This window comes from Asticcacaulis sp. YBE204, assembly GCF_000495855.1.
Lineage (GTDB): Bacteria > Pseudomonadota > Alphaproteobacteria > Caulobacterales > Caulobacteraceae > Asticcacaulis.
This window is the reverse complement of record NZ_AWGF01000003.1, coordinates 147,655-172,457: the sequence shown is the minus strand read 5'-3', so window position 1 is coordinate 172,457 and position 24,803 is coordinate 147,655. Positions and strand designations below refer to the sequence as shown.

Annotated in this window: 20 protein-coding genes; 16 read left to right on the top strand and 4 right to left on the bottom strand. The window is 62.1% G+C overall.

Translation table 11 applies throughout. The features are described 5' to 3' along the window. The first annotated feature begins 4 nt into the window (after positions 1 to 4). From AEYBE204_RS26760 to ligA, 14 genes are all read left to right on the top strand, one after another. A complete protein-coding gene (locus AEYBE204_RS26760; protein ID WP_023461516.1) occupies positions 5 to 484 on the top strand; it encodes an ExbD/TolR family protein in 480 nt (159 codons plus the stop codon). 8 nt (positions 485 to 492) lie between these two features. Continuing rightward, positions 493 to 1,293 (top strand): hypothetical protein, encoded by an 801-nt coding sequence (locus tag AEYBE204_RS26755; protein ID WP_155908286.1) that lies wholly within the window; start codon positions 493 to 495, stop codon positions 1,291 to 1,293. A gap of 69 nt (positions 1,294 to 1,362) precedes the next feature. Then, entirely contained in the window at positions 1,363 to 2,682 is a 1,320-nt protein-coding gene (gene tolB, locus AEYBE204_RS26750; RefSeq protein ID WP_023461514.1) for a Tol-Pal system beta propeller repeat protein TolB, read from the top strand. A 276-nt stretch (positions 2,683 to 2,958) separates the two neighbouring features. Continuing rightward, positions 2,959 to 3,522, top strand: a complete 564-nt coding sequence (gene pal / locus AEYBE204_RS26745) for a peptidoglycan-associated lipoprotein Pal (RefSeq protein ID WP_023461513.1) — start codon at positions 2,959 to 2,961, stop codon at positions 3,520 to 3,522. 194 nt (positions 3,523 to 3,716) lie between these two features. Continuing rightward, positions 3,717 to 4,616: a tetratricopeptide repeat protein gene (locus AEYBE204_RS26740; protein ID WP_031230096.1), complete on the top strand. Its 900-nt coding sequence runs from the start codon at positions 3,717 to 3,719 to the stop codon at positions 4,614 to 4,616. A 29-nt stretch (positions 4,617 to 4,645) separates the two neighbouring features. Beyond that, positions 4,646 to 6,004: a tRNA lysidine(34) synthetase TilS gene (gene tilS / locus AEYBE204_RS39410; protein WP_023461511.1), complete on the top strand. Its 1,359-nt coding sequence runs from the start codon at positions 4,646 to 4,648 to the stop codon at positions 6,002 to 6,004. Between the two features lie 70 nt (positions 6,005 to 6,074). Beyond that, positions 6,075 to 7,985 (top strand): ATP-dependent zinc metalloprotease FtsH, encoded by a 1,911-nt coding sequence (gene ftsH, locus AEYBE204_RS26730; RefSeq protein WP_023461510.1) that lies wholly within the window; start codon positions 6,075 to 6,077, stop codon positions 7,983 to 7,985. Positions 7,986 to 8,292: 307 nt separating this feature from the next. Beyond that, the gene (locus tag AEYBE204_RS26725) at positions 8,293 to 9,129 is read left to right on the top strand and encodes a cell division protein FtsQ/DivIB (RefSeq protein ID WP_023461509.1); all 837 of its coding nucleotides are present in this window, start codon (positions 8,293 to 8,295) and stop codon (positions 9,127 to 9,129) included. A 22-nt stretch (positions 9,130 to 9,151) separates the two neighbouring features. Further along, a complete protein-coding gene (ftsA, locus tag AEYBE204_RS26720; protein ID WP_023461508.1) occupies positions 9,152 to 10,510 on the top strand; it encodes a cell division protein FtsA in 1,359 nt (452 codons plus the stop codon). A 478-nt stretch (positions 10,511 to 10,988) separates the two neighbouring features. Further along, positions 10,989 to 12,650 (top strand): cell division protein FtsZ, encoded by a 1,662-nt coding sequence (gene ftsZ / locus AEYBE204_RS26715; RefSeq protein ID WP_023461507.1) that lies wholly within the window; start codon positions 10,989 to 10,991, stop codon positions 12,648 to 12,650. Positions 12,651 to 12,899: 249 nt separating this feature from the next. Further along, a complete protein-coding gene (gene lpxC / locus AEYBE204_RS26710) occupies positions 12,900 to 13,793 on the top strand; it encodes a UDP-3-O-acyl-N-acetylglucosamine deacetylase (RefSeq protein ID WP_031230090.1) in 894 nt (297 codons plus the stop codon). 110 nt (positions 13,794 to 13,903) lie between these two features. Continuing rightward, a complete protein-coding gene (locus tag AEYBE204_RS26705) occupies positions 13,904 to 14,809 on the top strand; it encodes an outer membrane protein assembly factor BamD (protein ID WP_023461505.1) in 906 nt (301 codons plus the stop codon). A gap of 49 nt (positions 14,810 to 14,858) precedes the next feature. After that, positions 14,859 to 16,568: a DNA repair protein RecN gene (gene recN / locus AEYBE204_RS26700; RefSeq protein WP_023461504.1), complete on the top strand. Its 1,710-nt coding sequence runs from the start codon at positions 14,859 to 14,861 to the stop codon at positions 16,566 to 16,568. A gap of 143 nt (positions 16,569 to 16,711) precedes the next feature. Further along, on the top strand, positions 16,712 to 18,802 hold the full coding sequence (gene ligA, locus AEYBE204_RS26695; RefSeq protein ID WP_023461503.1) for an NAD-dependent DNA ligase LigA: 2,091 nt from the start codon (positions 16,712 to 16,714) through the stop codon (positions 18,800 to 18,802). A 267-nt stretch (positions 18,803 to 19,069) separates the two neighbouring features. Here ligA and AEYBE204_RS26690 read toward each other — a convergent pair whose 3' ends face one another. Beyond that, entirely contained in the window at positions 19,070 to 19,336 is a 267-nt protein-coding gene (locus AEYBE204_RS26690; RefSeq protein ID WP_023461501.1) for a hypothetical protein, read from the bottom strand. Between the two features lie 118 nt (positions 19,337 to 19,454). Then, a complete protein-coding gene (locus AEYBE204_RS26685) occupies positions 19,455 to 21,284 on the bottom strand; it encodes an aminopeptidase P family protein (RefSeq protein ID WP_023461500.1) in 1,830 nt (609 codons plus the stop codon). A gap of 76 nt (positions 21,285 to 21,360) precedes the next feature. Between AEYBE204_RS26685 and AEYBE204_RS26680 the strand changes: the two genes are divergently transcribed. Continuing rightward, entirely contained in the window at positions 21,361 to 21,891 is a 531-nt protein-coding gene (locus AEYBE204_RS26680) for a hypothetical protein (RefSeq protein WP_155908284.1), read from the top strand. On the opposite strand, the gene AEYBE204_RS26675 is transcribed toward AEYBE204_RS26680, so the two are convergent. Both AEYBE204_RS26675 and AEYBE204_RS26670 read right to left on the bottom strand, forming a co-directional pair. After that, a complete protein-coding gene (locus tag AEYBE204_RS26675) occupies positions 21,888 to 22,820 on the bottom strand; it encodes an SHOCT domain-containing protein (RefSeq protein WP_023461498.1) in 933 nt (310 codons plus the stop codon). The genes AEYBE204_RS26680 and AEYBE204_RS26675 overlap by 4 nt on opposite strands. Before the next feature lie 65 nt (positions 22,821 to 22,885). Next, complete coding sequence (locus AEYBE204_RS26670) at positions 22,886 to 23,755, bottom strand: 50S ribosomal protein L11 methyltransferase (protein ID WP_031230088.1); 870 nt, start codon at positions 23,753 to 23,755, stop codon at positions 22,886 to 22,888. Between the two features lie 94 nt (positions 23,756 to 23,849). Between AEYBE204_RS26670 and AEYBE204_RS26665 the strand changes: the two genes are divergently transcribed. Continuing rightward, positions 23,850 to 24,677: a hypothetical protein gene (locus AEYBE204_RS26665; RefSeq protein WP_023461496.1), complete on the top strand. Its 828-nt coding sequence runs from the start codon at positions 23,850 to 23,852 to the stop codon at positions 24,675 to 24,677. The last annotated feature ends 126 nt before the right edge of the window (positions 24,678 to 24,803 follow it).

Here is a 24,803-nt window from a genome sequence, read left to right as displayed (position 1 = left end):
GGCCATGGCCATGGGTTCAGCCGGTAGCGCCGGACGCGGACGGCGCGGCAGGCGCCGGGGACGGCGCGGCGCGCTGTCGGAAATCAACGTCACCCCGATGGTCGACGTCATGCTGGTGCTGCTGATCATCTTCATGATCTCGGCACCGCTGCTCAATCCGGGGATCAAGCTGCAACTGCCGAAGACCGAAGCGACCGCTTTGAAGGATGAAGGCGACCCGATCACCGTGTCTATCAAAAAAGACGGCGAACTTTATGTGGGTGAAGATGCCGCCACCTTCGAGCAATTGACGCCGCGCTTGCTGGCCATGACCGACAACGATACGTCGAAGCCGATCTATGTCCGTGCCGAAGGGGCCGCCTCTTACGAGACGGTGGCCAAGGTCATGGCCCGGTTGTCTGTGTCAGGTTTTACCAAGATCAATTTGCTGACCGACGGCATGGGTAAGGCGGATGCAACTGCGAAAACCGAGGCGGCGCCCTGAGCATGAAGATGGGACGCGCCCTTCTTGGATCTATTCTCCTGCACGCGGGATTGCTGGCGCTTGCCTTCCTGAACTGGCAGAGCCTGCCCGAAGCCGTGCCGATAACCTCGGTGCCGGTCGAGTTGGTCACGGAGATTCCGGAACAGGCGATGGCCGCCGCGCCGAAGGACGAGCAGGCCGTGCTGGAGCCGGTGCCGGAACCCGCGCCGCCCGAACCCGTGCCTCAGCCGGAACCCGACCCGGTGCCGACCCCGCCCGCGCCGAAACAGCCGGTTCAGGAAGTCAAGAAAGAGACCAAGAAACCGGAACCGAAAAAGATAGAACCGCCGAAGCCCGTCAAGACGCCGCCGTCGAAGGACGGAATGAAGAAGCCGAAGCCGGAAACGCTCGACCTCGACGCGCTCAGCCAGACCAAGTCTTCGCCGCCGAAGTCGAACACCAAGGCCCCGGCGCGTCCGACGCCGAAACCGACCGACGGCTCTTCACAGCGCGGCAATGCGCAGGTCGATGCCGGGGTAGCGCTCAATCAGGTGGTCGCCAAGCTGCAACGGCTATGGTCGCCGAACTGCGACGTGCCGGGTGCCGACAAGGTCAATCCGGAAATCACCTTCACCATTTCGCCCAATGGCCGCGTTATTCGTGGACCCGACTGGACGAACCGTCGCAGCGATCTGGTATGGGAGGCCGCCGCCGTGCGCGCTCAGGCCGCGGTGAAAAAGGGCGAGCTGTTTACGGGCCTGCCTGAGGAACTGTATAACCGGCCGCTGGAAATTACCTTCCGCGGCGATCTGGCCTGTAAGGGCCGATAGAATTTATTTTGTCGCGCATTTGATCCGAAAACCGCCTTGCACTTTTCGGAATGCGCTTAGGGAGGCGTCATGAAACCGTTTATGAAACGTCTGAATATCTGGCTTGCCGCCGCCGTGGTGGCATTGGTGCCCATGGCCGGGACCGTCGCTTTCGCACAGACTCCGCTGAAAGGCGAAGTCACCGAAGGCGTCATCGAACCCATGCCCATCGCCATCGACATCAATGCCTCGGGCAGCGATCTCGGCGACAAGATTTCGCGCGTCGTCATGGCCGATCTGGAGCGCTCGGGCTTTTTCAAGCCGATCGATCCGAACGCCTTTATCGAGCAGAACCTCGACGTCAATGCGACGCCAGCCTATACCAGCTGGAAGACGATCAACGCTCAGGCCCTGGCCAACGGTTTGGCGACGGTCGATGCCAGCGGGCGGTTGCAGGTCGATTTCCGCCTGTGGGATATATTCTCTGAAAAGCAACTTCTGGGCATGTCGCTGACGGCGACGCCGGAAAACTGGCGTCGTATCGCGCACAAGATCGCCGACGCCATCTATGAGAAGCTGACCGGCGAAGAGGGCTATTTCGACACCCGCATCGTCTTCGTCGCCGAAAGCGGCGCGCGCGGCAAGCGCGTCAAGCGTCTGGCCATCATGGATCAGGACGGGGCCAATCCGTCCTACCTGACCGACGGTTCGTACAAGGTGATGACGCCGCGTTTTTCCGCCGACTCGCAGGAAGTGGCCTATATGGCGCTGCGCGACGACAGCGCACGCATCTATATCTTCAATATCGAAACGGGTCGTCAGGAATCGGTCGGTCAGATTCAGGGCATGGTCTTCGCGCCGCGCTTCTCGCCGGACGGTACCAAGCTCGCCTTCTCGGTGGCGCAGGGCGGCAATACCGACATCTATGTGATGGACCTGCGGTCGCGCTCGACGAAGCGCCTGACGCGCGAACCGGCCATCGACACCTCGCCGTCTTTTTCGGCGGATGGCTCGACCATCGTGTTCAACTCCGACCGGGGCGGTTCGCCGCAAATCTACGCCATGAACCTCGACGGGTCGGGCGTGCGCCGCCTGTCGTTCGGTGGCGGCATCTATTCGACCCCGGTCTATAGCCCCAAGGGCGACCTGATCGCCTTCACCAAGCAATCGGGCGGGCGTTTCTCTATCGGCGTGATGAGCCCTGACGGTTCGGGCGAAAAGCTGCTGACCTCGTCCTACCTCGAAGAAGGTCCGACCTGGGCGCCGAACGGCCGCTACATCATGTTCTTCCGCGAGCCGCCGGGGGCCATGCCGTCGCTGTGGACCGTCGAGGTAACGGGTCGTATCGAACGCGCAGTTCCCTATCCGGGCGGTGCGTCAGACCCAGCCTGGTCGCCGCGGTTGAAGTAGAGGGTTCATAGGGCGTCCTAAAAGCCTCACCCCATAAAAAAGGGATGCGGAAAATAACGGAATAACGCCTTTGTTATTGGCTTTTGAGCGTAACGATGGTCTCAATAGAATCTAGTGTGCGCCGCAATATGGCCGTAATGTGCGTGTTACAAATTGTAACTATAGGTGTGAGGGGCATTGCCCTGACATGCCGTTTGTAGAGTTTAAACCTCGGTGATCGGGCTCCGGCCTCTGGGACCGGACCAAACATTAATTATAGTGATGAAGGGATTGCTTATGTCCATCTCCACCAAAACGATTGCGAAACTCATGTTGGTGACGTTTGTCACCGCTTCGGTGGCCGCCTGTTCTTCCAAGCCGAAGGAAGTGATCGACACCCCGGCCAAGCCGGTCGAAAAGGAAGAGGTCGCGCCGTACGTGCCGCCGAAGAAAGACCCCGTCGAAAAGCCCATCGCTCCGGTCGGCGTCGTACCGGGCTCGCAGCAGGACTTCGTCGTCAATGTCGGCGACCGCGTCTTCTTCGATCTCGACTCGTCGTCGATCCGTACCGACGCTCAGGAAATCCTGGACAAGCAGGCTGCGTGGCTTGTCCGTTATCCGGCCGTCAAGATCCGTATCGAAGGCAATGCCGACGAGCGCGGCACGCGCGAATACAACTTCGCTCTGGGCGCCCGCCGCGCCGAGGCCGTGTCGCAATACCTGACCTCCAAGGGCGTGGTGCCGGCGCGTATCGCCACCATTTCCTACGGCAAGGAAAACCCGATCAATACCGAAGCCAACGAAGACGGCTGGGCGCAAAACCGTAACGGTCACACGACCCTGACCGAAGGCGCCAAGTAAGCTTCCGGCAGCTATAGATCAGAAGGGCCGGTGCAAACCGGCCCTTTTTTAATGCGATTACCAGTCTTAATTTCGCCGGGTTAAATCGTTAGGCTCGACAAGATAAAATTGCGCCGTTATTAATTTTCGTAAGTTTTGCTATGCCGTATCGCGTAGCGATTAAGGGGGCTGCGGCGATCATGTTTAGGATGACCATGACCAGACTTAATCTGAAGGCTGTTATCTCCGGATTGGCGCTCTCTCTGGCCGTTGCCGCGCCGTTGACCCTGGCCGTACCAGCGCAGGCCCAGTTATTCTCCATCGATCAGGACGACGCCGACAAGGGGCCGCCGATCGAGTGGGACAAGAAGCGTCTTGAACGTCTCGATCGCAATGTGCGCAAGCTGGAAAACGCCATCAGCAAGTACGAAGGCCGTAACGCCAAGAACCCCGGCCCACCAGCGCTGATCGAGCCCGATCCCGAAGTCGTGGCGCTTCAGGCGACGGTGGCCACGATGTCGCGCAAGGTCGACGATCAGGCGCAGCAGATCACGACCCTGACCGGACAACTGGAGGAGGCGCGCTACGCCAATACCCAGCTGGCGCAGAAAAATCAGGCGCTGGAAGTGCGGCTCGACACCCTGACCAAGCGCGTCGATATGCAGGACGCGCACCTGAAAGACATCGATGCGGCTCTGGCCGGTCCGCCACCACCGCCGCCGACTACCGGCACCGCCGAAGGTGACTTCGATCAGGCCTATAGTCTCCTGACCAACGGCAGCATGGAAGACGCTGAGCGCGCCTTTACCGAATTCACGACCAAGTGGGCGACCGCGCCCCAAGCCGCCGAAGCCTGGTTCCGTCTGGGCCAGATCCGCTCGACGCGTGGCGATGTATCGGGTTCGGTCGCCGCCTATGCGACCTCGCTCAAGGGCTGGCCCAAGACGAGCTGGGCGCCCGAAGCGACCGTCAAGCTGGCGGCGGCTTTGGGTCAAACCGATGCGCCGAAGGCCTGCGTCGCCCTGACCGAGTTCAACAAGCGCTATGCCGCGACCGCGTCGGCACCGATCAAGTCGCAGGCCAAGGCGCTGGCGACCAAGGGCAAGTGCGCCTAGAGCGCATTCCAAAAAGTGTGCAGCGGTTTTTGGAATCAAATGCGCGTCAAAATTCTGACGATGTAAGACAAAGGCTGGCCGCGACGCTGGGGGATTTCCCCGATATCGCCGCCAGCCTTTGTTTGTTTCCGGAATATCTGAACGGGGCCCCCGACAAGCCGGTGGGCGTCGCGGTATCCGGCGGCGGCGATTCCGTGGCGCTGCTGATGGCGCTTATGCTGTGGGGGCAAAGGCCGCTGGAGGTGTTCTGCGTCGATCACGGGCTCAATCCGCTGAGTGCGGGCTGGACGCAGGGCGTGGCCGATCTGTGTGCGGATATGGGTATCGGCTTTACACCCCTGCATTGGACGGGTGACAAGCCTGCGACAGGGATTCAGGCGGCGGCGCGGCGCGCACGGCATAGTCTCATTCTGAACGCGGCGCGTGAAAAGGGTATTCGCGTGGTTTGTCTGGGGCACAATGCCAATGACGGCACAGAGGCCGAAGCCATGCGCGCGACCGGCTCCAGCGTTGGGTCGCCGCGTCTGTGGTCGCCCGCGCCGTTCTGGCTGGAAGGCGAGGGTGTGTTTTATTTCCGTCCGCTGATTGGCGTGTCGCGCGCGCGGTTGCGCGCATGGCTGACAGCGGCGGGCGTCGGCTATATCGACGATCCGGCGAACGAAAATCCGGCTTACCTCAGGGCAAAAGTGCGTCAGGCATTACAAGTGAATGCCCCCTCCGCCAGCGTCGCTACGCGCGCTGACACCTCCCCCGTACGCTGCGCTACAGGGGAGGATGTAGGCGCGTTCATCCTCCCCTGCAAAGCGGGGGAGGGGGACCCCGAAGGGGGGGAGAGGGCAAGCCATTTGCACGATGCCGGGGCTTTTCGACTCGATCATATCCCCTCTGTCCCCATTCTCTCGGCCATGATCGTCTGCGCGGGCGGCGGAGAAAAGCTGCCGTCAACCCGTGAAATTACGGCGATTATCGACGGACTCAACACTGGACGCACCTCGTTCACCCTCTGCGGGGCGCGTATCGAACGACAAAAAGACAGCCTGCTGATCTGTCGCGAGACGGGCGACATGACCCGCAATGGCACGGTCCCGCAGCGCTGCGGAGATATCTGGGACGGACGTTTCCGATTGCCTGTTTATGCGCAGACCGACGATATTGTGCCTCTGCGTGGCCATGCCAAACGTTTGCAACGTCGCGATCGTGAGAAAATCGCCGCCTTGCCGTCGCTGGTGCGGGCTTCTTTGCCGGTTCGGTTGATAAACGGCGAACCGCGGCTTTTCGCGGCAGGAGATTTGCACTGTCTCGTCCATACGCGCCTGAAGGCCGCGCTGGGACAGATTCGGAACGAAGCCGATGCGGATTTCGGGATGGAAACCGTAGCGCGCCGCTAAAAGCACCCCTATATAGGGAAAACAGTTATTCGGGTCGCCGGTATCGGGGCCCTGTTGAAAAGGCTAGGGAATGAATTTTCGTGCACTGACGATTGTCGGTATCCTGCTGGCGGTTCTGGCGGTCGGCTACGCCGTCGTCAACAAGAACACCTATCCGGCGGCGCCCAAGGAAATGAGCTACTCGTTGCTGAAGGAGCGCGTGAACAAGGGCGAAATCGTCGACGCCAAGTTCGATCGCGATCAGGCGCTGGTCACCGATAACCAGAAGCAGAAGTTCAAGGTCGTCACGCCGTACCCCAACAGCGACACCGCCGACTGGCTCGATTCCAAGGGCGTCAAGGTCGATATGAAGACGGTCACCACACCGTTTCTCGTCTCGCTGCTGACCGGTTTGCTGCCGATCATCCTGATCATCGGTATCTGGCTGTTCTTCATGCGTCAGATGCAGGGTGGCGGTCGCGGGGCGATGGGCTTCGGCAAGTCGAAGGCGCGTCTCCTGACCGAGCACAAGAACAAGGTAGTCTTCGCCGACGTTGCCGGCGTCGACGAGGCCAAGGAAGAATTGCAGGAGGTCGTCGACTTCCTGAAAGACCCGACCAAGTTCCAGAAGCTGGGCGGCAAGATCCCCAAAGGCGCATTGCTGGTAGGCCCTCCGGGTACCGGTAAGACCATGCTGGCCCGCGCCGTGGCCGGTGAAGCCGGCGTGCCCTTCTTCTCGATCTCCGGTTCGGACTTCGTTGAAATGTTCGTCGGCGTCGGCGCCTCGCGTGTCCGCGACATGTTCGAACAGGCCAAGAAGAACGCGCCGTGCATTATCTTCATCGACGAAATCGACGCCGTCGGTCGTCACCGCGGCGCCGGTCATGGCGGCGGCAACGACGAACGCGAACAGACCCTCAACCAGTTGCTGGTCGAAATGGACGGCTTCGAGGCTCAGGAAGGCATCATCATCATTGCCGCGACCAACCGTCCCGACGTGCTCGACTCCGCGCTTCTGCGTCCGGGCCGCTTCGACCGTCAGGTGACCGTGCCGAACCCCGACCTGACCGGTCGCGAAGCCATTCTGCGCGTCCACATGCGCCATGTGCCTCTGGCCGTCGATGTCGATGTGAAGGTCATAGCGCGCGGGACGCCGGGCTTCTCCGGGGCCGATCTGGCCAATCTGGTCAACGAAGCGGCGCTGATGGCGGCGCGCAAGGACCGCAAGCTGGTCACCATGAAGGACTTCGAGGACGCCAAGGACAAGGTTCTGATGGGTGCCGAGCGCAAGTCGATGGCCATGTCCGAACAGGAAAAGAAGAACACCGCCTATCATGAAGGCGGCCATGCCATCGTGGCCCTGAAAACGCCTGAGGCCGATCCGGTGCATAAGGCGACGATCATCCCGCGCGGCCGGGCGCTCGGCATGGTCATGCAGTTGCCGGAAGGCGACCGTTACTCGCAGAACTACGTGCAGATGACCTCGCGTCTGGCCATCCTTATGGCGGGCCGCGTCGCCGAAGAACTGATCTTCGGCAAGGATCAGGTCACGTCCGGGGCCTCTTCGGACATCCAGCAGGCGACGCGTCTGGCTAAGGCGATGGTCACCCGCTGGGGCTATTCCGACGAACTGGGCTTTGTCGATTACAAGCAGGGCGAAGACGAATACGGCGCTTTGGGCCGCGATACGTCAGAAGCGACGGCGCAACTGGTCGACAGCGAAGTCAAGCGTCTGGTCAAGGGCGGCTATGACGACGCCAAGCGCATCCTGACCGAAAACATGGACGGTCTGCATCGACTGGCCAAGACCCTGCTCGAAATCGAAACCCTGACCGGGGAAGAGATCGAGAAGGTTCTGCGCGGCGAAGAGATCATCCGCGACGAGGAAACCGGCGTACTTCTGGAAAACGCCACCCATCTGGCGGTGCCGACGACCGACGATCCGATGCCCGTGCCGGTCGTACCCGACACCGGCGTTCCGGAAGTCAGGGAACAGGCGTAAGCCTTAAAGCCTACCGTCAAAGCCTGCCTCTTCGGAGGCAGGCTTTTTTGTTCCTGGCCTATCACCGGTATTTATGACGCACCTGCAAACATGGTTGATGAAAACCTGCACGGACTCGATTCCGTTATCACATTGTTAAGGCCGTTCTGGTTTTCTGGGGCGCTTAGCATCCTGCGTTTGGTCTGTCCGCATTTGCCCTGAAAGGGCCGGTGGCGTCAGTCCGTGTAGGGGATGCGACTGTGTCACGAACCGAGGACAGAATATGCCTGCCGTCGTCAGAGGGGGCCGCCGCCAACCTAATACAGGAATGGTAGCTCCGCAAAGCAAAGCCCCCGCCAAAGCCGCCCCGAAACGTTCGGGCGCGCGTGAGTCCGGCAAGCTTAAACTGATCGGCGGCGTGGCCATGCCGAACGAGCTGACCGCGTGGCTGGCCTTCGGCGGCATTACCATGCTGATGAGCGTCGTTCTCCTGACCGGCGGTCGTGCCGAGATGCTGCGCACCGGTATCGTCAACTTTACCGACGGTCGCATCGCCGCCATCGGCGTCAATCTGCAAAATGTCCGTCTGCAAGGCGTGTCCGACGTGGCGCGCGGCGACATCAAGGGGGCCTTGAAGTTCGAGCGCGGTCAGCCGATCGCCCTGATGGACCTCAACAAGGTCAAGGCCGACGTCGAAGCCATCGGCTGGGTCAAGTCCGCCGTCATCCGCCGTCAGTTGCCGGATCAGCTGATCATCACCGTTACCGAGCGTCCGCGTCTGGCCGTCTGGCAGTTTCAGGGCAAGACCCAGGTCATCGACGACACGGGTCAGGTCATCCCCGAAGCGCACGAGGCACAGTTCCGCGACCTGCCGCTGCTGGTCGGCGAGGGGGCCAACGAGTCGGCGTCGGAGATCGTGCAACTGCTTCAGGCGCGGCCCGAACTGCAATCGCGCGTCTGGGCCTATGTGCGCGTCGACACGCGCCGCTGGGATATTCGCCTGAAGAACAACACCATTATCAAGCTGCCCGCGCTTGATCAGGAAGACGCGCTCAACCGCCTCGACGTCCTGATCAGCCAGCAGCGCATCCTCGATCAGGGACTGGCGGTCATCGATCTGCGCGATCCCGGTGCCCTGGTCGTCAAACCTTTTGAAAATTCCTGATTGCCGCCCTTAGGAAGTTCCCATGTCGCGTCTTGAAGATCGTAAACTGGCCAAGGAAATGGCCAAAAACGGCAGCCGCAACGAGGCCGCCGCCCGCATGTCGGTCACGCCGGGGGTGGTGGCTTCGCTCGATCTCGGCGCGTCGAAGATCGGCTGTTTCATCATGAAGCCCGACGGTGTGCGCACGTCTGACAATTCGATCCGCGTGGCAGGCGTCGGCTACGTGCAGTCGCGTGGTATCCGCGCGGGCGGCATCATCGACATGGAAGCCGCCGCCACCGCCATCGCTCAGGCCGTCGAGCGCGCCGAAGCCATGGCCAATGTCTCGGTGCAGGGCGTCCGCGTCTCGGTCCCCGGCGCGCAGACCGCCTCGCACCGCGTCTTCGCGCAGGTGTCGCTGGGCCTCAAGCCCGTCTCCGACGAAGACCTCAACCGCGCCATCGCCTCGGGTCTGGCGCAGGTCCGCTTCCCCAACCGCCGCACTATCCACCTGCTGCCGGTCTCGTGGTCGGTCGATGGGCAGAGCGGCGTGCGCGACCCGCGTAACCTGACCGGCCGTTCGCTAGGATTGGAACTGCTGGTCGTCACCATCGACGAGAATGTCTTCAACAACATCATGCAGTGCGTCGGCATGGCGCATCTTGAGGTGCAGGCCATCGTTTCCGCGCCTCTGGCCGCCGCCGTTGCGGCGCTGGAAGAGGACGAAAAAGAACTGGGCGCCATCTGCATCGACATGGGGGCGTCGTGCACCACAGCGGCGGTGTTCTGCAACGGTTCGCTGATCCACGTCGATTGCCTGAACGTCGGCGGCGCCCACGTCACCGCCGATATCGCGCGCGGCCTGTCGACGACTCTGGCCGGGGCCGAGCGCGTCAAGACCCTGCACGGTTCGGCCATCGCCTCGGCCAACGAAGACCGCGAAATGGTCGAAGCCCCGCCGCGCGGCGACGACGCCGGTGCGGCCCCGATCTCCGTACCGCGCTCGATCCTCAAGGGGATCATCGCGCCGCGCGTGGAGGAAACCTTCGAACTGCTGCGCGAAAAGCTCAAAGCCTCCGGCGTCATGATCGATCCCGGCGCGGGCATCGTTCTGACGGGCGGGGCATCGCAACTGGCCGGTGTGCGCGAACTGGCCGTACGGGTGTTCGACCGCCCGGTGCGGCTGGGCAAGCCCAAGCGCGTGCCGCATCTGGCCGACGCCGCGGCGGGTCCGGCCTTCTCGGCCTGCGCGGGGGTCATCCTGCGCACGCTCTATGGGCCGCGCGACGTGGTGCCGGCGCGCAAGATCATGACCGCGCGCCTGTCGACCAAGGACACCTCAAGCGCCGGAAGCGGACCGATTGTCACCCGCGTCATGGACTGGCTGCGCCAGAATCTCTGAGACAGTTCAGTTTCGCTACTCAAAACGCCCGCTGGTTCAGCGGGCGTTTTTGCGTCTGCCATGGCCAAGCGCTACCGGACTCATCCACAGATAAAACGAGGTTATGATCGCGTCAATGTGATCCGGATACGGTAGCCTGTGGATGATTCTGTGTTAAGGGTTTTGCGTATAATAATGAAGGCCTGTTAACTATTTTGTCAGCAAAATGGCGAACTTGGCGGGGATTGTGAGTCATTTTTGACTCACCTTCGACTCAATCGGCGCGCAAAATTCATAAGTTGGTAACTTTCGTTAAATTTTATTATCTTTCCCCCTTCAAAACGGCGCGACTCAAGTTATCCGGTAACTATTCATTAAGCATATTCGATGTCTGATGGAGCTTCTCAATGAAAGCGCCAAGGTCGAAGAATTAGCGAAAGCTTTGACGCCCGATGACAGGGTTCCCCGCCCGGGGGTAATAGAAGGTTGGTCTGATCACATGGCTATTCATCTTTCGGCGCCGCGCGCCACGGAACTCAAGCCTCGTATCGTTGTGTTCGGAGTCGGTGGTGCCGGGGGCAACGCCGTCAACAACATGATCGAGGCCGGTCTGGAAGGCGTCGAATTCGTCGTCGCCAATACGGACGCCCAGCAGCTTCAGTTCGCCAAGACCGACCGCCGCGTGCAGTTGGGCGTCTCCCTGACGCAGGGTCTGGGCGCGGGCGCGCACCCCGAAGTCGGCATGACCGCCGCCGAAGAGTCGGCGCATGAGATCGCCGAGCACCTCGAAGGCGCGCACATGGTCTTCATCACCGCCGGCATGGGCGGCGGCACGGGTACCGGTGCGGCCCCGATCATTGCCAAGACGGCGCGCGAACGCGGCATCCTGACGGTCGGCGTGGTGACCAAGCCCTTCATGTTCGAAGGCCGTCACCGTATGCGTCTGGCCGATGCGGGCATCGCCGAACTGCAACGCTATGTCGATACCCTGATCGTCATCCCGAACCAGAACCTGTTCCGCATCGCCAACGAACGCACGACCTTTGCCGAAGCCTTCGGCATGGCCGACCAGGTCCTGCATTCGGGCGTGCGTTCGATCACCGACCTGATGGTCCTGCCGGGCCTGATCAACCTCGATTTCGCCGACGTGCGCTCGGTCATGTCCGAAATGGGCAAGGCTATGATGGGCACGGGTGAGGCCTCGGGCGACGACCGCGCGCTGCAAGCCGCTCAGAACGCCATCGCCAACCCGCTGTTGGACGAAACCTCGCTCAAGGGCGCGAAGGCCGTGCTGGTCAACGTCACCGGCGGTCTCGACATGACCCTGCTCGAAGTCGACGAAGCGGCCAACGCCATCTCGTCGGAAGTCGATCCGGACGCCAACATCATCTTCGGTGCGGCCTTCGATCCGACGCTGGAAGGCAAGCTGCGCGTTTCGGTCGTGGCGACCGGCATGGACTCCGCCGCCGCCCAGCAACAACCACCGGTCCAGCAATCGGTGTCGCAGAACCCGCGTCAGTCGGTCTATATCACGCCGGGCCGTCCGGGTGCCGCCCAACCGGTGCAACAACCCGTTCAGGCTGCCGCGCCCGCGCCGCAACCGGCCCCTCAGCCCCAGCCGGTTCAGCAGGCCGCTCCGGCGCCGCAGCCGGAATTACGCCCGGAGCCGACGATTTCGGCCGCTCGCCCGAACCTATTCGACGAGCGCCCCGCAGCCCCGGCCCCGCAGCCGCAATACCAGCCACAACCCGAAGCCCGCGTGATCGCCAAGATCATCGATCCGTCGGTCGAGGACGAGTTCGATATCCCTGCCGCCCCGGTCCAGGCACCGGCTCCGGCGCAATCGCGTGAAATCCCGCAGCGTCCGGTCGGTGGTTACGGCACCGTGCGCCCTCAGGATCCGGTTCGCGCGCCGCAGTCGCAACAGCGTCCGCTGGCCGAAGACGACAACCGTGGCGGCCTGTGGCGTGGCCTGTTCCCGAACCGTCAGCGCAACGAGACCCCGGCGCCCGACTACCGTCAACCGGCGCCTCAACCGCAATCCTATGCCCCGGCACCGCAGGCGCAACCGGCCCCTCAGCCGCGCGTCGAGCCGCAACAGACCGCGGAGGTGGAGGACGATCTTGAAATCCCGTCGTTTCTTCGCCGACTGGCCAACTAAGACGGATACGAACGATAAGTTCTGATCTGGCCCGCTGGAAACAGCGGGCTTTTTCATGTTTAACGGACATAGTAAATTCGGTAACAATTCCTCAACGATTTTGACCATGCTGTGGCCGCAAAGCCTTAATTGGCCTTATTTTCAGCGTTACAAACCGTAATTCATGTTTAGTTGAGCCCACCCCCCGTGCAGGGGTATAAGATGACCCATGCGGAAGGATTCCGCGTCTCTTATCTGGGTTTTGCGTACATGTCGCCTGATCATCACGAACATACGATTGCGGTTCCCGCCATCTGCGCCGGTGTCGGTTTGCACACCGGTCAGCGTGTGCGTTTGTCCGTGCGCCCGGCCCAGGCCGGTGCCGGTATCGTCTTCGTGCGCACCGACATCACCGATCGCGACAACCGCGTTCCGGCGCGTGCCGACCTTGTGACTCAGACCCGTCTGGGCACCGTCATCACCAATGCCGCGGGCGTGTCGGTCTCGACGATCGAACACCTGATGGCCGCCCTGTCGGCGCTGGGCGTCGATAATGCGCAGATCGAACTGGACGGCCCGGAAGTGCCGATCATGGACGGCTCGTCGCTGCCCTTCGTGCAACTGCTCGATCAGGCCGGTTTCCGCCGTCAGTTCCTGCCGCAAAGCTTCATCGAAATCCTCAAGCCGGTCACGGTCATCGAAGGCGACAAGCGCGCCTCGTTGCTGCCCTGCGACCGTTTCGAGATGCACTTCGAAATCGACTTCGACTCCGCCGTCATCGGTCATCAGGAAGTCGATCTGGTTGTCACCGAGCAAAGCTTCCGCACCGAACTGGCCGCTGCCCGTACCTTCGGTTTCATCGAAGGCGTCGAGGCTCTTCGTGCCGCCGGTCTGGCCCGTGGCGGGTCGATGGACAATGCCGTCGTCATCGACGGCGACCGCGTCCTGAACGCCGAGGGCCTGCGTTTCGTCGACGAATTCGTCCGTCACAAGGCGCTCGACGCCATCGGCGACCTGTACGTCCTGGGCATGCCGCTTCTTGGCAGGTTTGAAGGAATTCGCGCCGGTCACGGCCTTAATAATGCCGTCGTTCGCGAACTACTGTCGCAGCCGGAGGCCTACCGCGTGGTGACCCGCGCCCCGTCGCTGCAACAGGCGGGCTAAGCGGGGCTTTGCGAAAAGCAGTTGGCGTTTGCCGATGCCTATTGTAGAGCTATCCTCCATAAATCGTTAAGCCTGTCGGGTCATCGCGCCCGATGAAGTGAGGATATACCGTGCCGGCCATCTCCAAGTCGACCTCTTCTCTCAAGAAAGCAGGCCTCATCGCGCTTGCCGCACTGGCCGCAACGACCGCGCTTTCGGGCTGTGCGGGCAAGCGCGCCCCGGCGACCCGTCTGGTCTACGAAGAGCGTCCGGTCGAATCGCTTTACAATATGGGCATGACGCGCCTCGACCAGAAGAGCTGGAACGAGGCCATCGACTATTTCGAAGAAGTCGAACGCCAGCACCCCTATTCGGAATGGTCGCGCCGTTCGATCGTCATGGAAATCTACGCCAACTATCAGGCGAACAACTACATGGAATCGACCGCGGCAGCGGAGCGTTTCATCAAGCTCTATCCCGGCTCGACCCTGACGCCCTATGCCTACTATATGCGGGCGATCAACTATTTCGAGCAGATCGTCGATGTCGGCCGCGATCAGGCCTATACCGAAACGGCGCAATCCTATCTGCGCGAGATCGTTCAACGCTATCCGGGTACCGAATATGCCCGCGACGCGCAGGTGAAGCTGGACATGGTCTCCGATCAGCTGGCCGGCAAGGAAATGGAAATCGGGCGTTACTACCTGTCCGACAATCAGCCGCTGGCGGCGCTCGGTCGGTTCAAGACGGTGATCACCAAGTATCAGACCACCAGCCACGCACCGGAAGCCCTGTATCGTCTGGTCGAAGCCAATCTGATGATGGGCATTACGGACGAGGCCAATCGCAACGCCGCCGTGCTGGGTTACAACTACCCCGGCGATCGCTGGTACGCCGCTGCCTACAAGCTGATGAAGGAGCGCGGTCAGGCGATGGACATCAAGCCGCTGCCTATCGCGGAACGCACCAACGATAAACCGGCGAAAAAAGAACAAAAAGAGAAAAAAAGCTGGCTAAGCCGCATCAACCCGATGTAATCTGATGGCCTTCGATGAAAATCGGAGGCCTTTTGGTATCAGGGATTCCATGCTTACACGCCTTTCGATTCAGGACGTCGTGCTTGTCGACCGGCTGGACCTCGATGTCCGCTCCGGCCTGTCGGTGCTGACCGGGGAAACCGGGGCCGGTAAATCCATCATTCTCGATTCGCTGGGTTTGGCGACGGGCGCGCGCGGCGACGCGGGCCTGATCCGCAATGGCGCGCCGCAGGCCTCGGTAACGGCGGAGTTCGAGCTTGGCATTGACCATCCGCTTTACGATTTCCTCGAAGACAAGGGGCTGGCGCTCGCTGCCGGGGAGCCACTGCTGCTGCGCCGCGTGGTCAGCCGCGACGGGCGTTCCAAGGCCTTCGTCAACGATCAGTCCGTGTCGGTCGCGGTACTCAAGGCGCTGGGCGACAGCCTTCTGGAGGTCCACGGTCAGCACGAGACGGTCGGTCTGCTCGATCCGCGCACCCACGGCGCTATGCTCGATAATTACGGGTCGTGCGAAGGGGCGCTGGCGGCGACTTCGGCGGCTTATCGGACGCTGAAAGGCCTGCGCGACCAGTATCGCGACCTCAAGCGGCAATCGGAAAACGCCGCCGCCGAAATCGAGGAACTGACCCTGCGTTTGCAGGAACTCGACCGCCTCAACCCGCAACCGGACGAAGAGGCGCAACTGGCCTCGGAACGCTCGCTACTGGGGGCGTCGGAGCGGGCGCTGGAAGACATCAACGAGGCGCGGACGACCATCGGCGGCGATCAGTTATCGCAGCGTCTGGCCAAGGCCTTCCGCGCGCTCGACCACGCCCGGACGCGCGCCCAGCAGGCCGGGGCGACCGAGGGCAATGCCGTGTTGACGGCGCTATCTCAGGCCGCCGAAGCGCTCGACCGCACCCTGATCGCGGCTGACGAGGCGATCGCCCTGATCGACGCGGCGGGCTATGCGCTCGACGTCGAGCCGGGCAAGCTGGATAAGGTCGAGGAGCGCCTGTTCGCGCTGCGGGCCATGGCGCGTAAGCTAAATGTCTTGGTCGAAGATCTGCCGACGACGCGGGCCAAGATGGCGCAGTCCCTGGGTCAAATCGAGGACGCCGACGCGCAACTGCGTAAGCTGCATACCGAGATCAAGGCGGCGGAAGCGGCTTTCCATGCCGCGGTCGAGGCCCTGCGCGCCAAACGCGTGGCAGCGGGCGAGCAACTGAGCCGTGCGGTCATGGCCGAACTGGTGCCGCTGAAACTGGACAAGGCGGCGTTTCGCGTCGCCATCCGGTCGCTGGAGCCGGAAAAATACGGAGCGAATGGCGGCGATGTCGTGGCTTTCGAGGTGCGCACCAATCCGGGTGCTGACTGGGGCGGCATGGCGGCGATTGCGTCCGGCGGCGAACTGGCGCGCTTTGCTTTGGCGTTGAAGGCGGCTCTGGCGACACGCGGCGGCGAGGACACGCGCGGGCCCGTCATGATCTTCGACGAGGTCGATCAGGGCGTCGGCGGCGCGGTTGCCGATGCCGTGGGCCTGCGTCTGCGCAAGCTGGCGGCCTCGTCTCAGGTCATCGTGGTCACCCACTCGCCGCAGGTGGCGGCGCGCGGCGATCAGCATTTGAAAGTGTCCAAGGCCGATACGGGCGAGGGCGTGCGCTCGCGCGTCGTGCAACTGTCGAAGGACGAGACGCTTGAAGAACTGGCGCGGATGTTGTCCGGTGCCGAAATCACCCCCGAAGCCCGCGCAGCGGCCATTGCGCTGGTGAAGGGGTAACAGATTTAGCATCCCCCCTGTTATCAGGGGGGACACCGGCTTTAGCCGGAGGGGGGTTAAACCGGCGGCATTAACCCCACCGTCTTTTGCCGCTCCGCGCCAAAATCCACCTCCCCTGAAATCAGGGGAGGAGCTTTGAAAAAATGACTCAGACCGACACACCTGACACCGCGCGTGCGCGCCACGAACAGCTTTCCGCAGAGATCAAGCACCACCGCGATCTCTACTACAATCAGGAAGCGCCCGAACTCAGCGACGCCGATTACGACGCGCTGGAACGCGAACTGCGTGCGCTTGAGGCCGACTATCCCGACCTGCGCACGATCGAGAGCCCGACCGAGCAGGTCGGCGCCGAGATCAGCACCAAGTTCGCGCCGGTCACCCACGGCGTACCCATGCTGTCGCTCGACAACGCCTTCGCCGCCGCCGATGTGGCCGATTTCGAGAAGAGCATCCGCCGCTTCCTGCGTCTGCCCGAAGACGAGGCGCTGGGTTTTGCCGCCGAGCCCAAGATCGACGGCGTGTCGTGCTCGATCCTCTATGTCAACGGCAAGCTGACGCGGGCGGCGACGCGCGGCGACGGTCGCACGGGCGAGGACATCACCGAAAATGTCCTCACCATCGCCGACATCCCGCACGTCCTCAGCGGCACTGGTCATCCCGAACGCATCGAGATCCGCGGCGAGGTATATTACCCCTTGCAGGCCTTTGCCGACATGAACGCCAAAGCGGTGGAGGAGGGGACCAAGACCTTCGCCAATCCGCGCAATGCGGCGTCCGGCGCGCTGCGGCAACTGGATGCCAGGATCACCGCCTCGCGACCTTTGCGTTTCTTTGCCTATACGTGGGGCGAGATATCAGACCCCAATTTCGTCTCTACACAAACCGAAGCTCTCGCCAAATTCCGCGACTGGGGCTTTCAGGTCAATCCGCGTTCGGCCTGCGTCGAAAATGCTGATGGCCTGATTACCGTCTATGAGGCCATCATGCTCGACCGTTCGGGACTGGGCTACGATATCGACGGCGTGGTCTATAAGGTCGACCGGCTGGACTATCAGCGCCGGCTGGGCTTCGTCTCGCGGTCGCCGCGCTGGGCCATCGCGCACAAATTCCCCGCCGAACAGGCCCTGACCCACCTCAAGGCTATCGACATTCAGGTCGGCCGTATCGGCACCCTGACGCCTGTGGCGCGGCTGGAGCCGGTGACGGTCGGTGGCGTGGTGGTGTCGAACGTGACCCTGCACAATGCCGATGAAATCGCGCGCAAGGACGTGCGCATCGGCGATCTGGTCCGTGTGCAGAGGGCGGGCGATGTGATCCCTCAGATCGTCGGGGTAGAACTGTCTGAGCGTCCGGCGACCGCCGAACCTTATGCGTTTCCCTCCCTCTGTCCCTGCCCGCTGAAAACCGAGGTGGTGCGCGAAACCAACCTCAAGGGCGAGGAAGGCGTGGCGCGGCGTTGCACCGGCGACCATGCCTGTCCGCATCAGCGCGTCGAATATCTGAAATACGTCGTCAGCCGTAAGGTACTCGATATCGAGGGGCTGGGGGAAAAGCAGTTGCAGAAATTCAGCGAGGAAGGCCTGATCCGCGAACCGGCAGACATCTTTACGCTGGAGGCGCGCGACAAGACGTCCCTGACCCCGTTGCGCAACCGCGAAGGCATGGGCGAGACGAGCGCGCGCAACCTGTTCACCGCCATCGAGGATCGGCGCAATCTGCCGTTGGATCGTTTCATCGCGGCGCTGGGCATCAAGGGCGTCGGCGAGACGACGGCGCGGCTGCTGGCGCGCGCCTATAGTTCGGAAGTGGCCTTCCATGAAGCCATGCGCGGACTGGCCGGAGCTGATGAGGCGACGAAGGAGGCGCTGGCCAATATGGATCAGGTCGGGCCGTCGCTAGTCGCGGCGCTGATAGAGTTCTTCGGCAACGACTATAATCTGGGGATTTACGAGCGCTTCCGCGATCAGGTCGCGGTGCAGGACGCCGAGGTGGTCGCGGCGGATTCTTCGGTGTCGGGCAAGACGGTCGTATTTACGGGAACGCTGGAGAAGATGACGCGCGATGAGGCCAAGGCGCAGGCGGAACGTCTGGGGGCCAAGGTAGCAGGATCGGTCTCGGCCAAGACGCATATCGTGGTGGCGGGGCCGGGCGCAGGGTCCAAGCTCAAGAAGGCCGCCGAACTGGGGGTTCAGGTAATGACCGAGGACGAATGGCTGGCGTTTATCGGCTAAAAATCCCTCGCCCTAAGGGGAGAGGGAAGCGCGAAGCGCAGGGTGAGGGGGCTTAATCTGTCAGAGCCCCCTCATCCGGCTTCGCTATGCTCAGCCACCTTCTCCCCCGAGAGGCGAAGGAATTAAAGCAAACCCTTCGGCGAATAGCCGGGCCAGCAGGTGCCGGGTTTCTGACTACCACCGCGATTGCTGTCGCAGGGCGTCGAGCAGGCGCTCAGGCACAGTGCGGACATCGTCAGCAGGGCAATAACTGCTTTGCGCATCACCCTAGTCGTAAGCTTGCGCGAAATAGGCCTGTTCCTGCGCGTTCAGGGCAGGTTCCGGGAACAGAGCGCGGTCGATCAGACTGATTGCGCCAAAGAAGGCGACCAGACCGAAGACAAAGCCGGTACCGATAAGCCAGTTATGGCTGACCGCGCGGCGGGCTTCACGTTCCGGCGACACGACGCTGTGCGGGACGTGGCCGATGGTGAAGTCGCCGAAACGGTCGGTGGCGGGTTGAAAGACGCCATTGATATGAGCTGTGGCAGGCATGATGTCCCTCCGGAACGCTACGAACTTACCTCACCTTACGAAGTCGGGGATAAGAGGTAAGTCCGAGACCGGAGTGACAAAGATAAGCGCGCGATAAGCTCGTTACCCGAAGATTAACCTAGAGTGGCGCGCAAACGGTTTTCAGCCACTCTGCAACGTCCGGCTTTACGCGCGGGGTGAGCAGGTCCAGCACCTTGGCATGGTAGTCGTCCATATAGCGGCGCTCGGCCTCGGTCAGCAGCGCGACCTCGATCAGGCTGCGGTCGATGGGCGCCCAGGTCAGGTTGGCGAAGCCCAGCATCGGCCGCTCACCGCCCGCAATCGGCGCGGCTTGGCTTACATATTGCAGGTTCTCGATGCGGATGCCGAAGTCGTTGGCCTTGTAAAAGCCCGGCTCGTTCGAGACGATCATACCCGGTTGCAGGGCGTAGCGGTTGAGCGCCTTGGCGATGCGTTGCGGGCCTTCGTGGACGCCGAGATAGACGCCGACGCCGTGTCCGGTGCCGTGATCGTAATCGAAGCCCTGATTCCACAGGAACTGCCGCGCCAGCACGTCGAGGTGCGTGCCGGTCGTACCTGCGGGGAAGCGGATCGTGGCCAGAGCGATATGACCCTTGAGGACCAGCGTGAACATGCGTTTGTGTTCGGCGGTGGGTGTTCCGATGGCCATAGTCCGGGTCACATCGGTCGTGCCGTCGACATACTGTCCGCCGGAATCGACCAGCAGCAGATTGCCAGGCGCGATGCGGATATTGCTCGTCTCGTTGACACGGTAGTGGGGCAGGGCGCCGTGCGGCCCGAAGCCGGAAATGGTGTCGAAGCTGAGATCCTTCACCACACCGGACGCGATGCGCAGGGATTCCAGTTTCTGCGCCACCTCGATTTCCGAGGGCAGGGTGGTTTGGGCTTCGGTGGCGACCCAGTAAAGGAATTCACAGAGGATCGCGCCGTCGCGAATGTGGGCTTCGGTCGTGCCGCTGATTTCCGCCGCGTTCTTGCAGGCGCGCGGGACAAGGCACGGATCGTCGCCGGGGACAGGCTTCGCGCCAGCGCTTTTCAATGCGTTGAGCCAATAGGCCGAGGACAGGTTGGGATCGATCAGAACCGCCTGACCGCTCAACGCGCCGAGCGAGGCCGGGATATCGGCGGGCGTCAGCAGGGTGACTTCGTTGCCGAGCCACTCGCTCAGGCCTTCGGTGACCTTGGCGGGTTCGAGGAACAACTCCGCCGAGCCGTCGTCGCGCAGGATCGCCTGACCGAGCGGCAGGGGCGAGCGGATGACGTCGCCGCCGCGCACGTTGAACAGCCACGCGATCGAGGACGGAGCGGTGATCAGCGCCGCCTTGATGCCCTGCGCCTTGAGCTGTGCGGCGAGGTCCGCGCGCTTGTCGGCGCTCGACAGTCCGGCATTTTCCAACGGCTGCGGCACAACGGATGCCATCGGCTGGGCCGGACGGTGGGTCCACGCCAGATCGATGGGATTGGGCGCGACGGCTTTCAGCGTGACGCCGGACAGGGCTGCGGCGGCTTCAAAGTCACGCAGCGCGCTGGGGCTGTGCAGGGCCGGATCGTAGCCGAGCACTGTGTCCGACGGCAGGTCCGCGATATAGTCGGCTATGGCCGTGGCGGTGAAGTCGACGACGCTGAACACCGACGGATCGGTCTGTTCGCGCGATTGCAGGGTATAGCGGCCGTCGGCGAACAGGGTGGCGGAATCTTTCATGACCACTGCCGCACCCGCCGAACCGGTAAAGCCCGACACCCAGGCCAGACGCTCATTGGCATCAGGCAGGTATTCGTTCTGATGCTCGTCCTCGTGCGGGACGATCAGGCCGTCGAGCCCGAGAGCCTTCAACTGCGCCCGTAACGCCGCCACGTTCGTCACGCCCTGCGCGGGGGTGGTGGTGACGTGATAGGTCTGAAAGGTGTGCGCGGTATCGGCGGTCATGGCGGGGCCTCGTAAAATGCTTGCTCCTATATAACCGGGTGTGATTTAGTTTCAAACGCGCGTTTTCGGGGGGCACATGTTTAATCGTCGGCATTCCGCCTTTACACACTTCATTTTACCGATGTTGCTTATCGCTGTTGGGCTGATGCTCGGCGCATCGTCAGGGCAGGGGACATTGCTGGCCTTCGGGACATGGCTGGCCGCGTGTCTGAGCTTCTATTTCGGTGCGGGATATCTCGTGCTGGTTTTCATCTTCAATCTCGTGCTGCGTTTCTGGTGGGGAGATGAAACGATTTTCATATCAGCCCCCATGTTCGCGGCAGGAACCTATCTGCTGGCGCAACACCTGAACTTTCACTGTCCCCGCTGTGGCACGCATGTAAGCGCCAATACCTGGTCGCGCATCAATACGGGAACAGCGCCCGCCTATTGCACCGTCTGCGGACGTTCAAGGCAAGGCATACGCGCCTTTCAATACAAACGTCATCCTGAACCTTGGGACGGGCAGTATCACGACGAAGGTGGGGGGCCATTTCCGGTCGATCACGATATCGCCGATATGGCACTATATTATGCTCAGAAGCGCTGGGAAAAGAAACGCCGTTAACACGTCTCCATCGCCGACGCCTTGCCAGTGTCTAGCACATAGGTATCGCCCTTGCGGACATAGCGCTCGACGAAGGACCGCGTGCCGCTATAGGTCACGTCGAACGAGGCATTGGCGACGATTTTCGTAATCTTGCCTTCGATGGTGACCGGGTTTTTATCCGTCGCGCCGCTGTTGCTATAAACCATCGGCACCGTGGCGCGGGCCACCGGGCCTTCGGGCGTCAGTTCGGTCAGGGTCAGCCACGAACAGGTATAGCCCTGCCACGTGCCGCCGCCGTCGGTTTCCAGCGTCGGGTTGCTGGCGAACTCCTTGCGCACCTGCGTCCCGGCAACCTGCCCGAAACTGCCGCTCTCCAAAGCGGGCAAGAAGGCCTTGGTCACGGCGAAATGATCGCCCTCGGGTTTGAGGTAATGGACGGCGACCTTGCCGGCGCTGACGTGACCCGCATTGTCGACGGTGCCTTCGCTGATCAGGACCGGGCCGAAAGGTGCCGAGACCAGATGTTTGCCCATATAGGTGACGCTTTCGGCGGCACGGACGGTAGTCTGCCCTTTAAACGCGGCGTCGGTGGCTTTCCTGAGTTGCTGATCCGGCGGCAGGGTGGTGACGGTTGCGGTGGGCACCGAGGCGGGGGTTTCCGCCGACATCGTATCGTGATCGGGGGCGATGGGGGTATCTGCGTCGCGGTCTTTGACGAAGAGCCAGATGGCGATCAGGATCAGGGCGATAAAGAACAGGCTGAGCAGGAAGCCGAAGAACCCGCCGCGCCGTCGCCGTACGGGAATAACCTCCGGCGCAGGCCTGACCGGTGGGAGGCCGTCGTGCAGCAGGCGGGCTTTCTCGCGCTGGAACTCGTCTTCGGTCAGCGCCCCGTCGCGGCGCAGCGCGGCCAGTCGTTCCAGTTCGGTCAGATGGGTGTCGCTCATTTAAAAGGCTCCGGTTTAAGCCGCGAAGCCTAAGCCGAAGCCTGCAAAAAAGTAATCGGGAAAGCTTACCCGCCGCGCACCAGCACCAGCGTGCACCAGGCGTCGCGGTGGATGCGACGCACGACGCGGAAGCCCTTCGACAGATAGGCTGCCTTCACAAAACGCTCCTGCGTGCGCAAAAGCCCCGACAGGATCACCGTGCCGCCGGGCTTGAGCGCGGTCTTGATCGACTGCGACAAACCAACCAGCGGGCGGGCGAGAATATTGGCAAAGACCAGATCGTAAGGCGCATCCTTGCGGACATCCTTGTGGTTCAGACCGTTGGCCCAGACAAACCGCGCCGGCGCCGAGTTTAGCTTGGCATTCTCGTTGGAAATGCGGACGGAAATGGCGTCGATATCGGTGCCGACGGCGAATTTCGTGCCGGTCTTGGCGGCGGCGATGGCCAGAACGCCGGTGCCTGCGCCGACATCCAGCACGCGCTCGAAGCGCTGCTTTTTCAGCAGGTCGTTATAGGCCCACAGGCAGCCGACGGTCGTCCCGTGGTGGCCGGTCCCGAAGGCCGCGCCGGCTTCGATGCGCAGATTGACGGCGTTGAGGGGCTTTTTGCCGCGGTCGTGAATGCCGTACACGAAGAATCTACCGGCGCGCACCGGCGGCAGGCCCGACAGCGCCATGGCCAGCCAGTCGGCATCAGCCAGTTGATCCGCCGTGACCGTCAGTTCCGGATATTCGCCCAGAAGTTCCTGTAAACGCTGATCTTCTTCCTCGGTCGTCGGGAAGGCGTCGATGCGCCAGATATTGCGGTCTTCGTCCTCTTCGAGGATCGAATAGGTCGCCCCTTCCAGCCACGCGTCGCCGTCGATGGCCTCGGCAGCGGTTTCCGCCACTTGGCGAGGGCCTTTTGCTATGATTTGTTGTGGATTATAAGTCATGACGGCTATACGAAACGTCCGATTCGATGTGACGAAAAAATTTCAAACGGTCTTTACGCGTAAGGGTAGCCCTACGCCAATGGGAAAGTAAGTGATGGCGACGGAAAAAAAGACGATCAAGGCGGCGGTGAGCGAGATTCCGGCCGATGCCGGGGTGAAAAAGACGATTGCGCGCAAGGCGCCGGTGGTCAAGGCAACCGCTGAGAAGACCGTAGCGGCAGCCGAGGCGACCGCCAAGAAGGCCGTCAAGTCGGCATCCGCCGCGACCAAGAAGGCCGAGGCCGCGACCAAGACCGTGACCGCCAAGATCGACAAGGCCACCAAGGTCGCCAAGGCCAAGGTCGAGCAGGTCGAAAAGACCGTCGAGACCCAGGCCAAGAAGGCTGCCGCCGCGACCACCAAGGCGACCAAGGTCAAGGCCGCTGCCGCCCCCGCCGTCGCCAAGGCCAAGACTCAGGCTGCCAAGGCCATCGACGCCGCTCAGGCCGAGGTCGACAAGGCCGTGAAGAAAGCCAAGCCTGTGCTGGAAAAGGCCAAGGCTCAGGCCGAGGCCGCCGTGGGCGTCGCGAAAGACAAGATCGAAGACGCGGCCGAAGCGGCCAAGCCGATCGTTGCTGACGCCAAGGCCAAGCTCGACACGGCGGTTGATACGGCTAAGGACAAGATCGAAGACGCCGTCGAGGCCGCGAAGCCGAAGATCGCCGAAGCGAAAGCCAAGGTCGAGGATGTCGCCGCGGCGGCCAAGGTGAAGATCGACGAAGCCGTCGAGAAGGCCAAGCCGGTTCTGGCCGACGCCAAGGAAGCCGTCGAAGAGGCGGTGTCTAAGGCTCAGGTCGAGGCGGAAAAGGTTCAGGCGGAGGTCCGCAAGGCTCAGACCGAAGTCAAGAAGAAGGGCTTCTTCGACTGGCTGTTCAAGAAGTAAGCTGGTTTTCAAAGATCGTTTTAAAGGCGCGGGCGGCAACGTCCGCGCTTTTTGTTGGCTTGGGGATTACCCCTCCGTCTCGTCGCTCACGCGCCGATCCACCTCCCCATCTTCGCTTAGGCTCGA